11 protein-coding genes are annotated in these 15,176 nt (G+C 73.4%); 4 read left to right on the top strand and 7 right to left on the bottom strand.

The window, feature by feature from the left end; genetic code table 11:
- Nucleotides 1-49: 49 nt before the first annotated feature.
- Nucleotides 50-1,867: a stealth family protein gene (locus tag ACWER9_RS05790; RefSeq protein WP_452300680.1), complete on the bottom strand. Its 1,818-nt coding sequence runs from the start codon at nucleotides 1,865-1,867 to the stop codon at nucleotides 50-52.
- Between the two features lie 364 nt (nucleotides 1,868-2,231).
- Between ACWER9_RS05790 and ACWER9_RS05785 the strand changes: the two genes are divergently transcribed.
- Nucleotides 2,232-3,152 carry a DNA-3-methyladenine glycosylase family protein gene (locus ACWER9_RS05785; protein ID WP_452300679.1) on the top strand — a complete coding sequence of 307 codons (921 nt, stop codon included), beginning with the start codon at nucleotides 2,232-2,234 and terminating at the stop codon, nucleotides 3,150-3,152.
- Nucleotides 3,153-3,202: 50 nt separating this feature from the next.
- On the opposite strand, the gene ACWER9_RS05780 is transcribed toward ACWER9_RS05785, so the two are convergent.
- Together ACWER9_RS05780 and ACWER9_RS05775 are read right to left on the bottom strand one after the other, a co-directional pair.
- The gene (locus ACWER9_RS05780; RefSeq protein ID WP_452300678.1) at nucleotides 3,203-3,625 is read right to left on the bottom strand and encodes an SRPBCC family protein; all 423 of its coding nucleotides are present in this window, start codon (nucleotides 3,623-3,625) and stop codon (nucleotides 3,203-3,205) included.
- A 129-nt stretch (nucleotides 3,626-3,754) separates the two neighbouring features.
- The gene (locus tag ACWER9_RS05775; protein WP_124858806.1) at nucleotides 3,755-3,967 is read right to left on the bottom strand and encodes a hypothetical protein; all 213 of its coding nucleotides are present in this window, start codon (nucleotides 3,965-3,967) and stop codon (nucleotides 3,755-3,757) included.
- A gap of 135 nt (nucleotides 3,968-4,102) precedes the next feature.
- Between ACWER9_RS05775 and ACWER9_RS05770 the strand changes: the two genes are divergently transcribed.
- The 3 genes from ACWER9_RS05770 to ACWER9_RS05760 are packed head-to-tail and all read left to right on the top strand — an operon-like array spanning nucleotide 4,103 to nucleotide 7,322.
- A complete protein-coding gene (locus ACWER9_RS05770; RefSeq protein WP_452300677.1) occupies nucleotides 4,103-5,218 on the top strand; it encodes an ATP-dependent DNA ligase in 1,116 nt (371 codons plus the stop codon).
- 58 nt (nucleotides 5,219-5,276) lie between these two features.
- Nucleotides 5,277-6,848 (top strand): alpha/beta hydrolase, encoded by a 1,572-nt coding sequence (locus ACWER9_RS05765; protein ID WP_452300761.1) that lies wholly within the window; start codon nucleotides 5,277-5,279, stop codon nucleotides 6,846-6,848.
- 21 nt (nucleotides 6,849-6,869) lie between these two features.
- Nucleotides 6,870-7,322: an N-acetyltransferase family protein gene (locus ACWER9_RS05760; RefSeq protein ID WP_452300676.1), complete on the top strand. Its 453-nt coding sequence runs from the start codon at nucleotides 6,870-6,872 to the stop codon at nucleotides 7,320-7,322.
- 226 nt (nucleotides 7,323-7,548) lie between these two features.
- Here the strand turns inward: ACWER9_RS05760 and ACWER9_RS05755 are convergent, their stop codons facing one another.
- The 4 genes from ACWER9_RS05755 to ACWER9_RS05740 are packed head-to-tail and all read right to left on the bottom strand — an operon-like array spanning nucleotide 7,549 to nucleotide 15,173.
- Complete coding sequence (locus tag ACWER9_RS05755; protein WP_452300760.1) at nucleotides 7,549-8,274, bottom strand: ABC transporter ATP-binding protein; 726 nt, start codon at nucleotides 8,272-8,274, stop codon at nucleotides 7,549-7,551.
- 11 nt (nucleotides 8,275-8,285) lie between these two features.
- The gene (locus ACWER9_RS05750; RefSeq protein WP_452300675.1) at nucleotides 8,286-9,281 is read right to left on the bottom strand and encodes an ABC transporter ATP-binding protein; all 996 of its coding nucleotides are present in this window, start codon (nucleotides 9,279-9,281) and stop codon (nucleotides 8,286-8,288) included.
- A 1-nt stretch (nucleotide 9,282) separates the two neighbouring features.
- Nucleotides 9,283-11,991: an FtsX-like permease family protein gene (locus tag ACWER9_RS05745; protein ID WP_452300674.1), complete on the bottom strand. Its 2,709-nt coding sequence runs from the start codon at nucleotides 11,989-11,991 to the stop codon at nucleotides 9,283-9,285.
- Nucleotides 11,988-15,173, bottom strand: coding sequence for an FtsX-like permease family protein (locus tag ACWER9_RS05740; RefSeq protein WP_452300673.1), 3,186 nt, complete (start codon nucleotides 15,171-15,173; stop codon nucleotides 11,988-11,990). The genes ACWER9_RS05745 and ACWER9_RS05740 overlap by 4 nt, the downstream gene beginning before the upstream one ends.
- Between the last annotated feature and the right edge of the window lie 3 nt (nucleotides 15,174-15,176).

The raw sequence follows: 15,176 nt of genomic DNA, 5'->3' as shown, positions 1-15,176 counted from the left end.
GGGTGCGGGGAACGCGGGCGGAACAGCGGCGCGCCGGGCTGGCTCGGGCTCACTCGTCGCGCCCGAGCAGGACGGACGTGAAGTCGGTGACCGTGTTGAGCATGTTGTTGGGCATGGTGGGCGCGTCGACCGGGGCGCTCCGACGGGCATCCCGCACCGGGCGGTACGAGCGCCGCCACAGCTCCCCGGCTCCCACGCTCCGTCGCTCCGCCACCACGTCGTCCGGCAGCTCGAACGGGGCGGCGAAGGGCAGGTAGCGCGGCAGGAAGTCGGCCAACATCCGCTCCTGCTCGGCGAACGACAGCGGGTCGGAGTCGGTGTCGTTGAGGCAGAACACGTCGCGGTGCCGGCGGGCCAGCAGCTCGGCCAGCCGGGCGGGGGTCGAGGGGTGACCGAGGTCGGCGTACTCGTACTCGATGTCGCCGGGGACGGCCTGCGCGGTCAGGAACGCCCAGTACTGGTGCAGCGACGACGGGATGGACAGGTCGCCGTGGTGCCGGAACCGGTGCCGTGCGGTGGCCGTCACCTCGTCCGGAAGCATGGCCTCGATCTGCTGCATGATGCTGCGGCGCAGCGCGAACGGGGTGTGCTTCATCTTCTGCGTGATGGTCACGCCGAACTGCCGCTGGATGTGCCGACGGTTGTTCTTCCCGGCGGCCTTCACGGGCGGGTCCTCCGGCTTCGCCTCCCCCAGGCCGAACTGGGCCGGCGAGGGGAAGAACTTGGCGATCCCGTTGGCGTGGAAGAAGTGGTTCGGCAGCAGCGGACGACCGAGGAAGACGTCGTCGTTGAGGTAGAGGAAGTGTTCGGCCAGGCCGTCGATGCGGTGCAGCCGGGACTCGATGGCGTGCGAGTTGTACGACGATCGGCCGCCCAGGTCGGCGAAGAGCTCGGCGTGCGAGACGACAGTGACCATCGGGTGGCTGGGGTCGAGCCAGCTCGGTAGCTGACTGTCGGTGATCAGGAAGATCCGCCGCAACCAGGGCGCGAAGCTGTGCAGGGACCGCAACGAGTACCGCAGCTCGTCGCGGTTGTGGTAGCGCGACGAGTTGGCGGCGACCGCGTGCAGCGGGCCGTCGGGGGCACCGAGCGCCAGCGACTTCCGCTTCAGCCACTGCGGGTCGGAACCGTCCACCCAGGTGTAGACCGCGTCGATCGGGAAGCCGACCCGGTCCGGCGCTCGGACGGCCAGGTCCCGGCGGGTGCCGTAGGTGTGGTCGTCGGCCTCGGGCACGAAGTGGCTCATCAGCGCCGCCGCCACCCGGACCGGCTGCGCCCGCGCGGGCGCCTCGTCCACGACACCGTTGCGGCGAGGAGCGCGGACCATGTCCCCGTGCCGGCTCCAGAACTCGATCTCGCAGGCGAACTGGGCGCCGAGGACGACACCGGCACGAGCGTCGGTCACCGGGAAGCAGACCCGGATCACCTCGGTCGGGGCGGCGTCCGGTTGGTCCCGACGCGGCTGGACCTGCACCACCCGGACGTCGGCGCCCGCCAGTGCCGGCGCGGAGCGGACCAGGCGTTGCACCGCCGACCGCTGGTCGTCGAGGACCGCGACGGTGCTGCGCAGGTGGTCGTCGTTACGGATGCAGTGGTATTCGATACCGGCGGCGTGCAGCGCGGTGGTGACGGCGGTGAGGTTGCGGTGCCACTGCGCCAGCGGCGTCGCCGTGGCGACGACCTCGGCCCGGGCGCGAACGCCACCGTCGGTCACGGCCACCCGGGCGCCGAGGGGGTGCACGGTGTCCCCGCCGCGCGGCCGGGAAAGCGTCTGCACCAGGCCGATCCGCCGGTGCGCGGGCAGCAGACCCAGGAGCCGCCGCCGCGCCGTGGACGGCAGGAGTCGATAGATCTTCAGCGCGATCACGCGCTGGACCGTCCGCGCGTATCCATCACTGCATGCCCTTCCGCAATCCCCCGTTGGCACCGCGTGTCGACCAGGCGTCGGCCGCGCGCCGCCCGGTGGCGGTTGTCGGCGGACACCGATCTCCGGGCCGGACCGCGTCTCCCGCGAGCGGGAAGGATGCTGGCCGCCGCAGGTGGCCCGGGACAGTGCGTTTACCTGCAGGCCATCAAACAACCACATGATCGATACCTGGCCCCACAGCCAAAAATGGCATAAGAGCGGTATGCACCGATTCGCCATCGTATTTTTGGCCGTTCGGGTAGTCCGACGACACCGGGACGGGCGGCCGAACGTACCCTCACGCGTGACCTGGCAGAGTAGCGGGGTGACCGAGACCGAACCCGCAGCGACAAGGGTGCTGCACCCACCGGCGGGCTACCGGCTGGCCGCCTCGGTCCGTGCGCTCACCTTCAGCCCGTACGACCCCTGCGCCCGGGTGGCGGCCGGCACCTTCTGGTGGGCCACCCGCACCCCGGACGGCCCGGCCACGCTCGCGCTGCGACCCGCCGCCGGCGAGGTGCTTGCAGAGGGGTACGGGCCCGGCGCCGAGCACGTCCTCGCCCGCGCCGACGCGATCGCGGGGCTACGCGACGACCTCACCGGCTTCGCCGAACTGGCCGCGGCACACCCACTCGTCGCCCGGCTGGCCCGGGAGCACCGAGGGCTCCGGATGCCCGCCACCGGGGAGGTCTTCCCCCGGCTGCTGCGCGCGGTCTTCGAGCAGAAGGTCACCGGCAAGGAGGCCTACCGGGCGTACTCGGCAATGGTGCGACACTTCCGGGAGCCGGCTCCCGGCCCGCTCCAGCCGCTGCTCCTGCCGCCCGAGGCCGCCGCCGTGGCCGCCACCCCGTACTGGGTGTTCCACCCGTTCGGGGTGGAGCAGCGTCGGGCCGACACGCTCCGTCGCGCCGCGGCGCTCGCCGACCGCCTGGAACGCAGCACCGACACCACCGACGCCACCCGCCGGCTGACCGCGATCGCCGGCATCGGGCCGTGGACGGCCGCCGAGGTGGTCCGGATCGCGTACGGGGACCCAGACGCGGTAAGCGTCGGCGACTACCACATCCCCAACACGGTGGCCTGGGCCCTCGCCGGCGAGCCGAGGGGCGACGACGCCCGGATGATGGCCCTGCTGGAGCCGTTCCGGGGCCACCGGGGCCGGGTGTGCCTGCTGCTGGAGGCGGCCGGCATCCGGGCACCGAAGTACGGCCCGCGTGCCCCGATCCGCTCGTTCGCCCGGTTCTGACCCTCCCCGGCGGGCAGCGCCCAGCCGCCGGCGCAGGCTCAGGAAGCCCGTCAGCCCCGCTCGCAGCGACGCCTGAGCCCGTCGGCCTCCATGCGCACGTAGCGACGGAACAGCCCTGCGTACAGCCGACCGATCAGACCGGCCAGCGGACCGGACTGGTCGATGGCCAACTCGACGCGGGTCCGCCCGTCGGACAGGGGCACCAGCCGGTGCTCCCCCGTGGTCCGCACACCCGGCGCCTCGGAGACCCAGACGAACTCCCGCCGTTCGGTCAGCTCGGTGACCCGCCAGACCGCCGGCCGCAGTCTCGGCTGGGTGAGTCGTGCGGTCGCGCCGACGGCGAGCGGCCCCGGCTCGCCCCGCTCTGCCCCGGTGACCGACGCCGTCCACTCCGGCCAGCGCGGCACGTCGACGAGCACCGCCCAGACCTGCTCGGCGTCTGCCGTGATCTCGGTGTCGGCCTCGAACCGCATGACGTCCCCTCCCCGGCGGGGCCGCTCGGCACCGCCACGGGTGCAGACGAGGCCGCCGAGGGCATTGTGACACCGATCAGCACGACGCTCCGTCCCTCCTCAGTGGAGGTGGACCCGGCGCGGCACGGGTCAGGCGGCCTCGCGCAGGTCGGCCAGGGTGAGCGGGGTACGCCGCCGCAGCAGCTCCTCCAACTCCGGCACCGACCCGACCTCGCCGAGCACGTTCCGGCCGCCACCGAACCGCTCCGGATAGCGGCGGGTCAGCCGGAAGCGGTAGCGGCCCCGGATCAGCTCCACGCTCACCCGCCACCGCCCGCAACAGTCACAAACCCACTCGGACACCTCGCGAAAATAGCTCTGACCTGGGGTTATGTGATTCGCCCGGTCGGGACGAGCGACGCGTGGGAGGACACGCCGCCCCGGCGTCCACGGTGATCTGGCTCACGGCTGTCGGTACCGTCTGATTGACTTGTCGGCGTGGACCTGCCGATCAACCCGCCGATCGAGCCGATGCTGGCCAAGAGCGTCTCCAAGCTGCCCACCACACCCGGGGTGACCTACGAGCCCAAGTGGGACGGGTTCCGGTGCATCGTGTTCCGCGACGGCGACGAGGTCGAGTTGGCCAGCCGGGGCGGCAAGTCGATGACCCGCTACTTCCCCGAGGTGGTCGAGCAGGCCCGCCGGCAGTTGCCGGAGCGGTGCGCTGTCGACGGCGAGTTGATCGTGATCCGGCGCGACGGGCCGAGCGGCCAGCCCCGGCTGGATTTCGAGCTGCTGGCCCAGCGCGTCCACCCGGCCGCGTCCCGGGTGAAGATGCTGGCCGAGACCACCCCGGCCGACTTCGTCGCGTTCGACCTGCTGGCGATCGGTGACGAGGCGTTGCTCGACCAGCCCTACCCGCGCCGCCGCGAGCGGCTGGTCGAGGCGCTGGCCGGGGTGCGCCCGCCGGTGCACGTCACCCAGGTCACCACCGACTCGGAGACCGCCCGTCGTTGGTTCGACGTCTTCGAGGGCGCCGGGCTGGACGGTCTGATCGTCAAGCCGGCCGACCTGCCGTACGAGCCGGGCAAGCGGCTGATGTTCAAGGTCAAGCACGCCCGCACCGCGGACGCGGTGGTGGCCGGTTTCCGCTGGCACAAGTCCGGCCCGGTGGTGGGCTCTCTGCTGCTCGGCCTCTACGACGACGCCGGGGTCCTGCACCACGTGGGCGTGAGCGCGTCGTTCAGCATGGCCCGCCGCGCCGAGTTGCTCGACGAGCTGGCCCCGTATCGGGACATCGCCGGTGAGCACCCGTGGGTGCACGGCGACCACGAGCGCGGCCAACGCATCCCGGGTGGGGTGAGCCGATGGACCGGCACGAAGAACCTGGAGTGGGAGCCGGTGCGCCCGGAGCTGGTGGTCGAGGTGGGCTACGACGCCATGGAGGGCGAACGCTTCCGGCACACCGCCCAGTTCGTTCGCTGGCGCCCGGACCGCGACCCCCGATCCTGCCGCTACGACCAGCTCGACCGGCCGATCCGCTTCGACGTGGACCAGGTGCTGCGCGGCGACCCGACGGCCATCGTGGACCGAGCCGTCACCGGCTCGGCGTAGCCTGGCCGTCGACCCGATCCCGGAGGACCACGTGACCCGCACCGCCGACCACCCTCGGATGTCGACAAGCCGCCGGGTCCGTCGCACGCTGGCGGCCTTCGGTGTCGCCGCGCTGCTCACCGCCGGCTGCACGCTGCCGGCGTTCGCCCCGCGTACCGAGGTGGAGGGCGCGGCTGCCCCGACCGGCAGCGCACCGACCTGGCGGCCCTGCCCGGAGGTGCCCGACGAGCTGGTCGGGCGGAGCGCACCGAACATGCGCTACGAGTGCACCCGGATCGCGGTGCCCCGGGACTGGGGCACCGGCGGCGGCGCGAGCGCCGGCCCGGGCGCCGGGCAGACCTTCGAGATCGCCCTGCTGCGCGCCCGTTCGACGAAGCAGCGCGACCGGGTGGGCTCGCTCGTCATCAACCCGGGCGGGCCGGGCGGCTCCGGCGTCGACACCGCCGTCTACCTCTCCTTCGGCCAGCAGTTCGGCGGGCTGCCCAGCTCGATCACCGAGCGCTTCGACATCGTCGGGTTCGACCCCCGCGGGGTGTCCCGGTCCAGCCCGGTGAAGTGCATCTCCGACGCCGACCTGGACGCCAGCTTCGGCTTCGACCCGGACCCGACGAGCCAGTCGGCCTTCGACGGCTTCGTCGGCCTGAGCCAGCGGATCGGGCGCGGCTGCGGCGACCGTTACGGTGACCAGTTGCCGCTGTACGGCACCGAGCAGGCCGCCCGCGACATGGACGCGGTACGCGCCGCCGTGGGCGACGACAAGCTCACCTACCTGGGCTACTCGTACGGCACCCTGCTCGGCGCCACGTACGCCCAGCTCTACCCACAGCGGGTCCGCGCGCTGGTGCTCGACGGCGCGGTCGACCCGCAGCAGCGGCTGGTCGAGGGCTCGGAGAGCCAGGCCCGCGGCTTCGAACGGGCCTTCACCAACTTCACCCGCTGGTGTGCGGCGAACGCCGGCCGCTGCCCGATCGCCCCGGACGCCCGCGCCGCGGTCACCTCGGCCATCGACAAGGCCAAGGCCTCTCCGGTACGCGGCACCGACGGGCGGGAGGCCACCGCCGGCTGGGTGTTCTACGCCGTCATCTCCTCGCTCTACACCGAGTCCGGCTGGCAGGAGCTGGCCCGGGCGATCGACAGGCTTGCCGAGGGCGACCCGAAGGACGTGTTCCGGCTCGCCGACGCGTACGCCGGCCGGGAGGACGACGGGCACTACTCGAACCTGTTCGACGCCAACCTGGCCGTCAACTGCGCCGACGAGACGGAGAAGCCGAGCCGGGAGCAGATCCGGCGGTTGCAGTCCGAGTGGCGCGGGAAGTACCCGCTGTTCGGGCCGGCCCTGGCGGTCGGCATGCTGAGCTGCGTCGAGTGGCCGGGCGGGCGTGACCCGTACCCCACCGGGAAGGCCAACGGCGCGCCGCCGATCGTGGTGGTCGGCACCACCGGCGACCCGGCAACGCCATACGAGCAGACCCCGCGGCTCGCGTCGATGCTCGGCGTCGGCCGGGTGCTGACCTGGGAGGGCGAGGGGCACACCGCCTACCCGCAGACGTCCTGCATCACCAACGCGGTCGACGCCTACCTGATCGACCTGACGGTCCCCCGGGAGGGCCTGCGCTGCCCGCCCCGCTGACGCCGTGGCAGGCTCACCGGCATGACCGACGTGACCTACCGGGAGGCGGTCCGGGCTGACCTGCCCGCCGTCGTCGCCCTGCTCGCCGACGACGTCCTGGGCAAGGCCCGCGACTTCACCGACGTCGACGAGGCGTACGAGAGGGCGTTCGCGGCCATCGACGCGGACCCGCGCAACCAGCTGATCGTGGCCGAGCAGGCCGGCGATTTGGTCGGCTGCCTGCAGATCACCTACATCCCCGGCCTCGGTCGGCACGGGGCCGAGCGGTCGCTTGTCGAGTCGGTCCGGGTCCGCTCCGACCGGCGCGGCCAGGGGCTGGGCCGGGACCTGATGACCTGGGCGGTCGACCAGGCCCGGCAGCGGGGCTGCGCGCTGGTGCAGCTCACCACCGACAAGACCCGCACGGACGCGCACCGCTTCTACCTGGGCCTCGGCTTCGTGGCCAGCCACGAGGGCATGAAGCTCGCGCTCTGAGCGGCAACCGGCCCGCCGCCGCCGCAGCCTTGCACGCAAACGCTGTGGAGCTGATGTCGTAGACGAGTCACCGCCGGCGATTCGTTTGCGACATCAGCTCCAAAGCGAGCGAGCGATAGAACACCATCCGCCGAGGCCCGCCCACGGACAGCCGACCCACGGACAGCCGGCCCACAGGCAGCCGGTCAGCCCGCCAAGAGCCGGCCAACCCGCCAGCAGCCAGCTCTCAGCCGTCGGTCAGCCGGCCGTCGCGCAGGACGAGCACCCGGTCGGCGAGATCGATCAGGGCCGGGTCGTGTGTGGCCACCAGGGCCGTCATGCCACGGGAGTGCACCACCGCCCGCAGCAGGTCCATGATGGACCGCCCGGTCTCCGAGTCGAGCTGACCGGTGGGCTCGTCGGCGATGAGCAGGTCCGGTTCGTTGGCCAGGGCACGGGCCACCGCGACCCGCTGCTGCTGGCCGCCCGACAGTTCGTACGGTCGTTGCGCCGCGTGCCCGCCCAGGCCGACCATCTCCAGCAGCACCGCGACCCGCTGCTCCCGTTCGTCGGCCGGCACCTGGGCCAGCCGCAACGGCACGCCCACGTTCTCGGCCGCGGAGAGGATCGGCACCAGCCCGAACGTCTGGAACACGAAACCGACGGTGCCGCGGCGCAGTTGCAGCAGCTCCGCCTCGCCGGCGGAGGTCACCTCGTGCCCGGCCACCACCACCTGACCGCTGTCCGGCCGGTCCAGCCCGCCGATCAGGTTCAGCAGTGTGGTCTTGCCGGCCCCGGACCGACCCCGGATGGCGACCAGCTCGCCCCGATTGGCGCTGAACGACACGTCCCGCACCGCGTGCACGGCGTGCTCGCCCCGGCCGAAGGTGCGGCTCACCCCACTGACCCGGACCACCTCGTCGGGGTGCACGGCGGGTGCACCGCCGAGCCCGGCCGCGCCGGTCACCACCATGTTCTGCCCGCTCATGCCCGTGCCCCCCGCTCGTCCGAGGCCCGGTCGCCGGGCCGTACCTGTACATGGTCCGGCTCCAGGTCGAGCCGGACCCGTTCCTTCAGCGAGAGCGCGTCGACGAACGCCGCAGGCAACTGCATCCGACCGTTGCGGTCCAGCACCGCGTACTCCTCGCTGACCAGCTCGGTGTTGCCGTCCGCACCGATTCGAGCGGTCCGGCGTACCTCGGAAGCGGTCCGGCCGTCGCGGATCGCGACGGTCCGACGGACCTGGGTGGCCACGGCGTGGTCGTGGGTGACGACCACGATTGTCACGCCCAGTTCGGCGTTGATGGTGCGCAGCGCCGCGAAGACGTCCGCGCCGGTGGCCTCGTCCAGCTCACCTGTCGGCTCGTCGGCGAAGAGCACCTCCGGGTCGTTGGCCACCGCCACGGCCACCGCGACCCGCTGCTGCTCGCCGCCGCTGAGCTGCCCCGGCCGCCGGTCCGCGCAGTAGCCCACGCCGACCAGGTCGAGCAGTTCCCGGGCCCGCTCCCGGCGGCCCTTACGGCTGCTCTTGCCGGCCAGCTCCATCGGCAACTCGACGTTCTCCAGCGCGTTGAGGTACGGCAGCAGGTTGCGGCCGGTCTGCTGCCAGACGAACCCGACAAGCTTCCGCCGGTAGCTCAGCCGTCGCTTCGCGGACAGCGAGAGCAGGTCGTAGTCGGCCACCCGGGCGATGCCGGCGGTTGGCGTGTCCAGGCCGGAGAGGATGTTGAGCAGCGTCGACTTGCCCGAGCCGGAGGCGCCGACGATCGCCACCAGCTCACCCCGGTCGATGACCAGGTCGAGCCCCTGGAGGGCGACCACCTCCACGCCCTCGGTCTTGAAGATGCGCACCAGGCCGTCGCAGACGATGTGCCCTCGCAGGCGGTCCTGCCCGCCGGCCCGCTCGGCGGCGCGTTGCGCTGCCCGCTGTTGCAGGGCGGCCAGGTCCGGCACCAGTGGAGTCTGGGCGGTAGCGGTCATCTCAGCTCTCCTCTCCGAGCCGAAGCACCTCTCCGAGGCGCAACCGGCGGTTGTTCAGGGCCTCGACGGCGACCGCGAAGCCGAGGGCGACCGCCCCGAGCGCGAGCACGGCGACGACCAGGCTGGGTTCGAAAGCCACCCGGACCGGGACACCACCGGTGAACGCGGACAGGCCGAGCACCGGGTTGAGCAGCAGGGGCAGTACCGCACCGACGAGCGCGCCGGTCAGCACCGACACCGCGACGAGTGGGGTCAGCTCGACCAGCAGCAGCCCTCGCCACTGCCTCCGGGACAGGCCGAGGGTACGCAGCCGGGACAGCACCTGACCCCGGGCGCGCGCTCCGGCCAGCACGGTGAACGCGATGGCCAACAGCCCGAGCACGGTGCCGCCGACGGCCCCGGCCACGAAGCCGAAGGCCAGCACCCCGTTCGCGCCGCCCTCGCCGAGGCCGCGGCGTACGTCCGCCCGGGTCTCGACGGTGACCCCGATCATCCGTTCCTTACCGGTGACAGCGCCGGCCTGCTGGTAGCGCTCCTGCCCCTGGTCGCCGGCGACCCGCAGCGCCTCCGCGTCAAGCGAGTCGCCGGCGAGCAGGAGGCTTGTCGGCACGGGCGTGGTGGTTCGCGGCGGCAGGGCCTGCCAGGGCAGGATCACGAACCGGCGGGCGTTCTCCGCAAGCAGCGGGAAACGGTCCTGGGTGTCAGCCACCCGGAACTCGTACCGCTGGCCCTGCACGGAGATGAAGGCGGAGTCGTGCAGCCCGGCCTTCGCCAGGTCGGCGGCGACCGCCGGTGAGACGACTGCCGGCAGCGGCCCCGGGCCAGATCGGGCGGTGCGCAGCGCGTCCGGCACCGGCAGGTCCAGGTGGGATTCGCGGGCCACCGCGTCCCACCCCGGGCCGTCGACGAGCAGCACGTCCGTCTGCCCGGCCCGGGCGTCGGTGCCGATCTCGTCGACGGCCAGCCGCTCGTCGGCCTCGACGAGCACCCGCGTGACGGCCGACACTCCCGGCAGGCGGCCCAGTTCGTCGATGGTGTCGGGTGCGAAGCGCTCCCCGCGGATCACCGCGTCGGCGGGCACGATCTGCGCGGCGGCCCGCCCCCGACTCGCGTCGACGCCGGCGGCCACGACCGCGCAGAACGCCGCGGTGCCGATCGCCAGCACCACCACGACCAGCGGGGCGGCCACCGCCGCGCGGCCGGCGCGGGCCGTGCCGAGGAAGGCCACGCTGCCCCGGGTCCGTGCGGCAAGCCGGCTGACAAGCAACAACGGCCAGGGGTACGCCCGCAGCGCCAGCACCGCCGCCGCGACCGCCAGGAGCACCGGCACCGAGACGAGCAGTGGGTCCACCTCGCCGAGGGTCAGGCCACGCCGGCGCAGCAGCACCGCGGCGAACCCCGCCAGGAGCAGCAGGGAGACCTCGGCGGTGAGCCGACGGGCCGACGGGCGTACCCGGACGAGATCCCGGCGCGCCGCCGCGCCGGCAGGTACGGCGAGCGTCGCCACCGGCAGCGCGAGCGTGACGAGCACGGTCGCCGCGACGAGGTACGGCGTGGTCGGGTCCGGGGCACCGGGGAACAGGGTGCCCAGCCACCAGCCCAGCACGGCAGCGATCGGAACCACGAGCACCGACTCGGCGAGGCTGCGTCGGGCACCGGCGGTGGTGCCGCCTCCACGGGCGCGCAGCAGCGCGAACTCGGAGCGCCGCCGTCGGATGGCGGAGTTGGCCGCGAGCACGATGAGCCCCGCCAGGGTGGCAAGTACGCCGGCCGCGATCACCGCGAGCAGCGTGCGGACGGCGTCGATCTGGGCGGCGAACGCCCGCAACGGGACGTCGACGCCCTGGGTCAGGGTGAGCCCCTCCGGCTGGGTGCGCTGCATCACCTGCAGGCCGTCGATCAGGTGGTCCAGCTCGCGTGCGTCGACCCGGTCGACGCCGAGCCGATACCGCCAGGTGGACGTGATCGGCCAGCCCTCCACGGCCCGCTTGTTGAGCGCCGACTGGGCGACCACGCCGACCATGATGAACGGCATGCCGTCCCCGGGTGGTTCGATGATCTGTAGTAGCTGCGGCAGCCCGTCCCAGATGCCATTCGTACGGTCGACGGGGCGGAACAGCCCGGCCACCACCACCGGGACGCCGTCGACGACTCTGCCCTTGTCGTCGGTCCTGCCGATGCGCAGTTGGCTGCCGGCGCGCAGGTTGAGCTTGCGGGCCACGTCGACGTCGAGCGCCACCTCGATCGGCCGGTCGGGAACGTACGTCTCGCTCGGCCACGCCCCCTCGACGAGGGTGCTGGTGCTCTGGATGTCGGGCACCGCCCGCAGGCCGAGGTCGACAAGCAGGTTGCGGGCCGCCAGGTCCGGTCCGACCACACGGGTTTCGACGGTCTCGACGGTGTACCACCGCTCGGTCACCGCCGAGCGCACCTGCGGCGGCATCTCCGCGGCCAGGGCCTCGAACCGTTCGGCGGCATCGCCCATCGCCGTCCGTCGCCCCGTGGCCGCCTGCGGGCTGGTCGTGTACGTGAGGTCCCGGCGGGCGGCCGGTTCGCTGCCGAGTTGCGCCCGTAGCCCCTCTTCGGCGAGCCGGTTGACAAGTCGGGGCACCCCGCTGATCAGCAGTGTGACCACCAGGGTCAGCACCGCCAGCAGCAGGAACTGCCCCCCGTACGCCCGGACCCGCCGGACGGCTGCCCCGACGCTCATCGTTCTCCCCCGATTCGCAGCTGAACCGCCGCCACCCGCTGACGGATGCCTGCGGCGATGAACGCGCTGAAGGCGAGCGCCGCCAACAGCAGACCGACCGCGGTCAGGCCGATCGGCACCCAGGGCAGCGCGAACGCCGCCGGGGGTATCGGCCGGCCGGCGGCCGGAGTGAGGACGACAAGTGGGGCCATCGTCGCGCCGACTCCCGCGCCGAGCAGCAGCCCCACGCCCACGCCCACACCGGCGAGGAACGTCTGTTCGGCAAGCAGCGCCCGGGCCATCAACCGAGGTGTGGCACCGAGGGTGTGCAGGACCGCGAACTCTCCGAGCCGACGCCGGGCGGTGGCCCACACGTCGACCATCAGGCCGACGAGAGCCAGCAGCACCGTGCCGAGCGCGGCGGCGAGCATTCCGGTACGCGAGCCCTGCCAGTACGGGTCCTCGGCGGCTGCCGTGATCACCGCTTCCCGGTTGAGCACGGTGACGCCGGGCAGCTCGCCGGCCGCCCGGGCGGCTGCCGTCGCGTCAGCGGCATCGACCCACCACTCCGGCACCGGGCGGATCGTCCCGCCGGCGCCGATCAGCGCGTCGACCGCCGCTGGCAGGTCCAGCAGCACGCCGGCGGCGGTGGTCGTCGGCACGGCGTCCAGCTCACCGACGAGTTTCACCGGCAGCGTCACCCCGTTGAGCGGCAGCTCGACGGTGTCGCCGACGCGCAGGCTCAGTGCCTCGCGGACCTGAGGGGTCATCAGCACCGGCGCGGGCTTGTTCGCCCCGCCCGGCACGACGGAGAACCGGGTCGGTGGCTGGTACGCGAACTGTCCGCCAGGGATCACCTCGACCGCGTGGACCGCGGCGAACCCGGTGCCGGTGGTCAGGACCGGCGTGGGTTTCTCGCCGGGGGCGGTCATCACCCAGTCCCCGCTCAGTCCGGCGGGCCGGGTCGTGCCGGCGGCGTCGACCACTGTCAGCTCGTCCATCTCGAGTCGGTAGGAGTTGCCGGCCGCCAGCCCACCGTCGGCCTCGAACCCGACCAGCCGCAGTCGCGCCCCATCCCGGTCGGGCAGCCGCACGGTGAACCGGGTGGCTCGGCCGCCGCCGTCGGCGTCGACCGCCGGTAGCCGGAGGGCGTGCCCGTCGGAGCTGGTGACCAGCAGTGTCACCGCGACCCGCAGCGACCGGGCGGCGTTGCTCACCGGGGTACGGACCGTGCCGGTGATCTCGCGTGCCTCGGCGGGCAGTTCGACGCCCGCGGGCACACCTCGCGCGTCGACAAGCCGCTGGTACTGCCGTGCGGCGGATCCGTCGGCGAGACGGTCGGTGAGCCGCACGACTCCGGGAGCGCTGGCCGGGTCGATCCCGATCACGGTCACCGGCAGGTCCTCCCGGCCGACCCGGATCTCGTCCCGCCACGCGGGCAGCGCCCGGTTCACGGTCGGCAACGCGGCGAGTTCCTCAGCCCTGGTCGGCGGGGCTGCCCCGGTGCGTTCGGTGACCCGCAGGTCGGCGCCGACCGTGTGGCTCGCCTGCTCGACCTGGGACCGCTCCCCGGTGCTGATCAGCGACCAGGCCAGGGTGCTGCCGCCGACGGCGAGGGCGAGCAGCAGGACCGGACCGGCGTGCGGACGCCGGCCGGCCTGCCACATGCCGAACATGGTGGCCGTCCAGGGCCGCCGGTCGACGAACCGCTCGGCGAACCGGGTGAGCGGCGGGAGCACCCGCAGCGCCAGCACGGCACCGGCCAGCACGCCGAGCGTCGGCGCGGCGACAAGCAGCGGGTCGAGCCCGAGCCGACCGCCCGATCCGGCCAGCGGGGAGGCGTACCGGCGCAGCTGCACCCAGGCGAGCACGGCGAGTGCCACGAGCACCAGGTCGACGCTTGCGCGTTGGACGCTCGCCGCCCGGTTCGGCCGGGATCGGGCCGCCATGTCGGCGACGTACGTGCCGGCGCCACGAAGCGTCGGAAGGACCATCGCGACGAGGCAGCCGGCAGCGGTGGCGGCTGCCGCCGCCCAGACCAGCGTGGTGTTGCCGCCGGCGGTGGAGAGGTCGCCCGTCCCGCCCGGTCGGACGTACCGCAGAGCCTCGCCGGCGATCAGCGGACCGAGCACGGCCGCCGGGGCGACCACCAGGGTCGCCTCCCGGGCCGCCAGGCCAGCCAGCTGTCGACGGGCGGCGCCGCGGGCGCGTAGCAGCGCGGTCTGTGGGCGGCGGTCCTCGTGCAGCAGCGCGGCGACAAGCACCAGCGCGTACCCGCCGAGCACCACGATGAGCAGCAGCGGGGTCGCCAGCGAGGAGCGACCCACCAGGTCGGCGCGGGCGATCCGGTCCAGCAGCCGCTCCATCTTCGTCACGGCCTGCCCGGAGCTGCCCAGTTGCGCAGCCTCGGGCACCGCCGTCACCGCCTCGGTGAGGGCTTTCCGTACGGCGGGCAGGTCGGCGTTGTCGACGCTGCCGAGGTCCGGTTGGGCCAGCCAGGACGCCGAGACCGAGCCCGGGAAGGTGGCCGCGAAGTCGGCCGGGTCAAGCGTGAACGGCCCGTACGAGGTGCCGGAGCCGGCGCTACCCGCCCCCACGCCGGGTGCCAACAACCAGTACGCGTCGGTCGGGTCGCGGGGCCGCCAGGTGCCGGCGAGCACCAACTCCCCGCGTCGTTCGGTGGCCCGGTCGCGCACCGGCACGCGGTCGCCGACGGCCAGGCCCAGGGCGACGGCGACCCGTTCGGGCAGGCTCACCTGGACCGGGTTCGCCCCGGGGCTGGGCCAGGCCCCGCCGGTCAGCTCCGAGTGCTTGGCGAGGTCGTCGAGCGTAGCCAGATTCGCGAAGACCGGCTCGTCGCCCGTACGGGGAACCTGCCCGAGGTCGCCGGTCAGCTCCCGGCCGGTGCCGTACCGCGCGGCGGTGACACCGACCGGGACGCCGCCGAGCCCGCTTGCCAGCCTGGCTCGGACCGCCCTGTCCCGGGTCACGTACTCGTCCGCGTTCCGCCCACCGGAGCCGCTGACCAGGAGGCCGCGCTCCTCGGCGGGTGAGGCGGCGACCAGGGCCCGCTGGCCGGCGTCCACCGCCCGACGGTTGTAGTCGGACAGCCCGGTGACCAGCGCGACGGCGACGAGGGCAGCGATCACCGCCGCGACCAGCAACCCTCGCGCCTCGCGGGCCCGCCTCCACACCAGCTTCATCCG

The sequence above is a fragment of the Micromonospora sp. NPDC003944 genome (genome assembly GCF_053605225.1).
Note: the sequence above shows the minus strand (reverse complement) of the source record. Positions and strands in the feature narration are given on the sequence as shown.

What these genes read in the sequence shown, in the direction of transcription:
- ACWER9_RS05780 (WP_452300678.1), bottom strand. Translation starts at nt 3,625, where the DNA reads ATGCGGTTCGAGGCCGACACCGAGATCACGGCAGACGCCGAGCAGGTC.
- ACWER9_RS05765 (WP_452300761.1), top strand. Translation starts at nt 5,277, where the DNA reads ATGTCGACAAGCCGCCGGGTCCGTCGCACGCTGGCGGCCTTCGGTGTC.
- ACWER9_RS05760 (WP_452300676.1), top strand. Translation starts at nt 6,870, where the DNA reads ATGACCGACGTGACCTACCGGGAGGCGGTCCGGGCTGACCTGCCCGCC.
- ACWER9_RS05755 (WP_452300760.1), bottom strand. Translation starts at nt 8,274, where the DNA reads ATGGTGGTGACCGGCGCGGCCGGGCTCGGCGGTGCACCCGCCGTGCAC.
- ACWER9_RS05750 (WP_452300675.1), bottom strand. Translation starts at nt 9,281, where the DNA reads ATGACCGCTACCGCCCAGACTCCACTGGTGCCGGACCTGGCCGCCCTG.
- ACWER9_RS05745 (WP_452300674.1), bottom strand. Translation starts at nt 11,991, where the DNA reads ATGAGCGTCGGGGCAGCCGTCCGGCGGGTCCGGGCGTACGGGGGGCAG.
- ACWER9_RS05740 (WP_452300673.1), bottom strand. Translation starts at nt 15,173, where the DNA reads ATGAAGCTGGTGTGGAGGCGGGCCCGCGAGGCGCGAGGGTTGCTGGTC.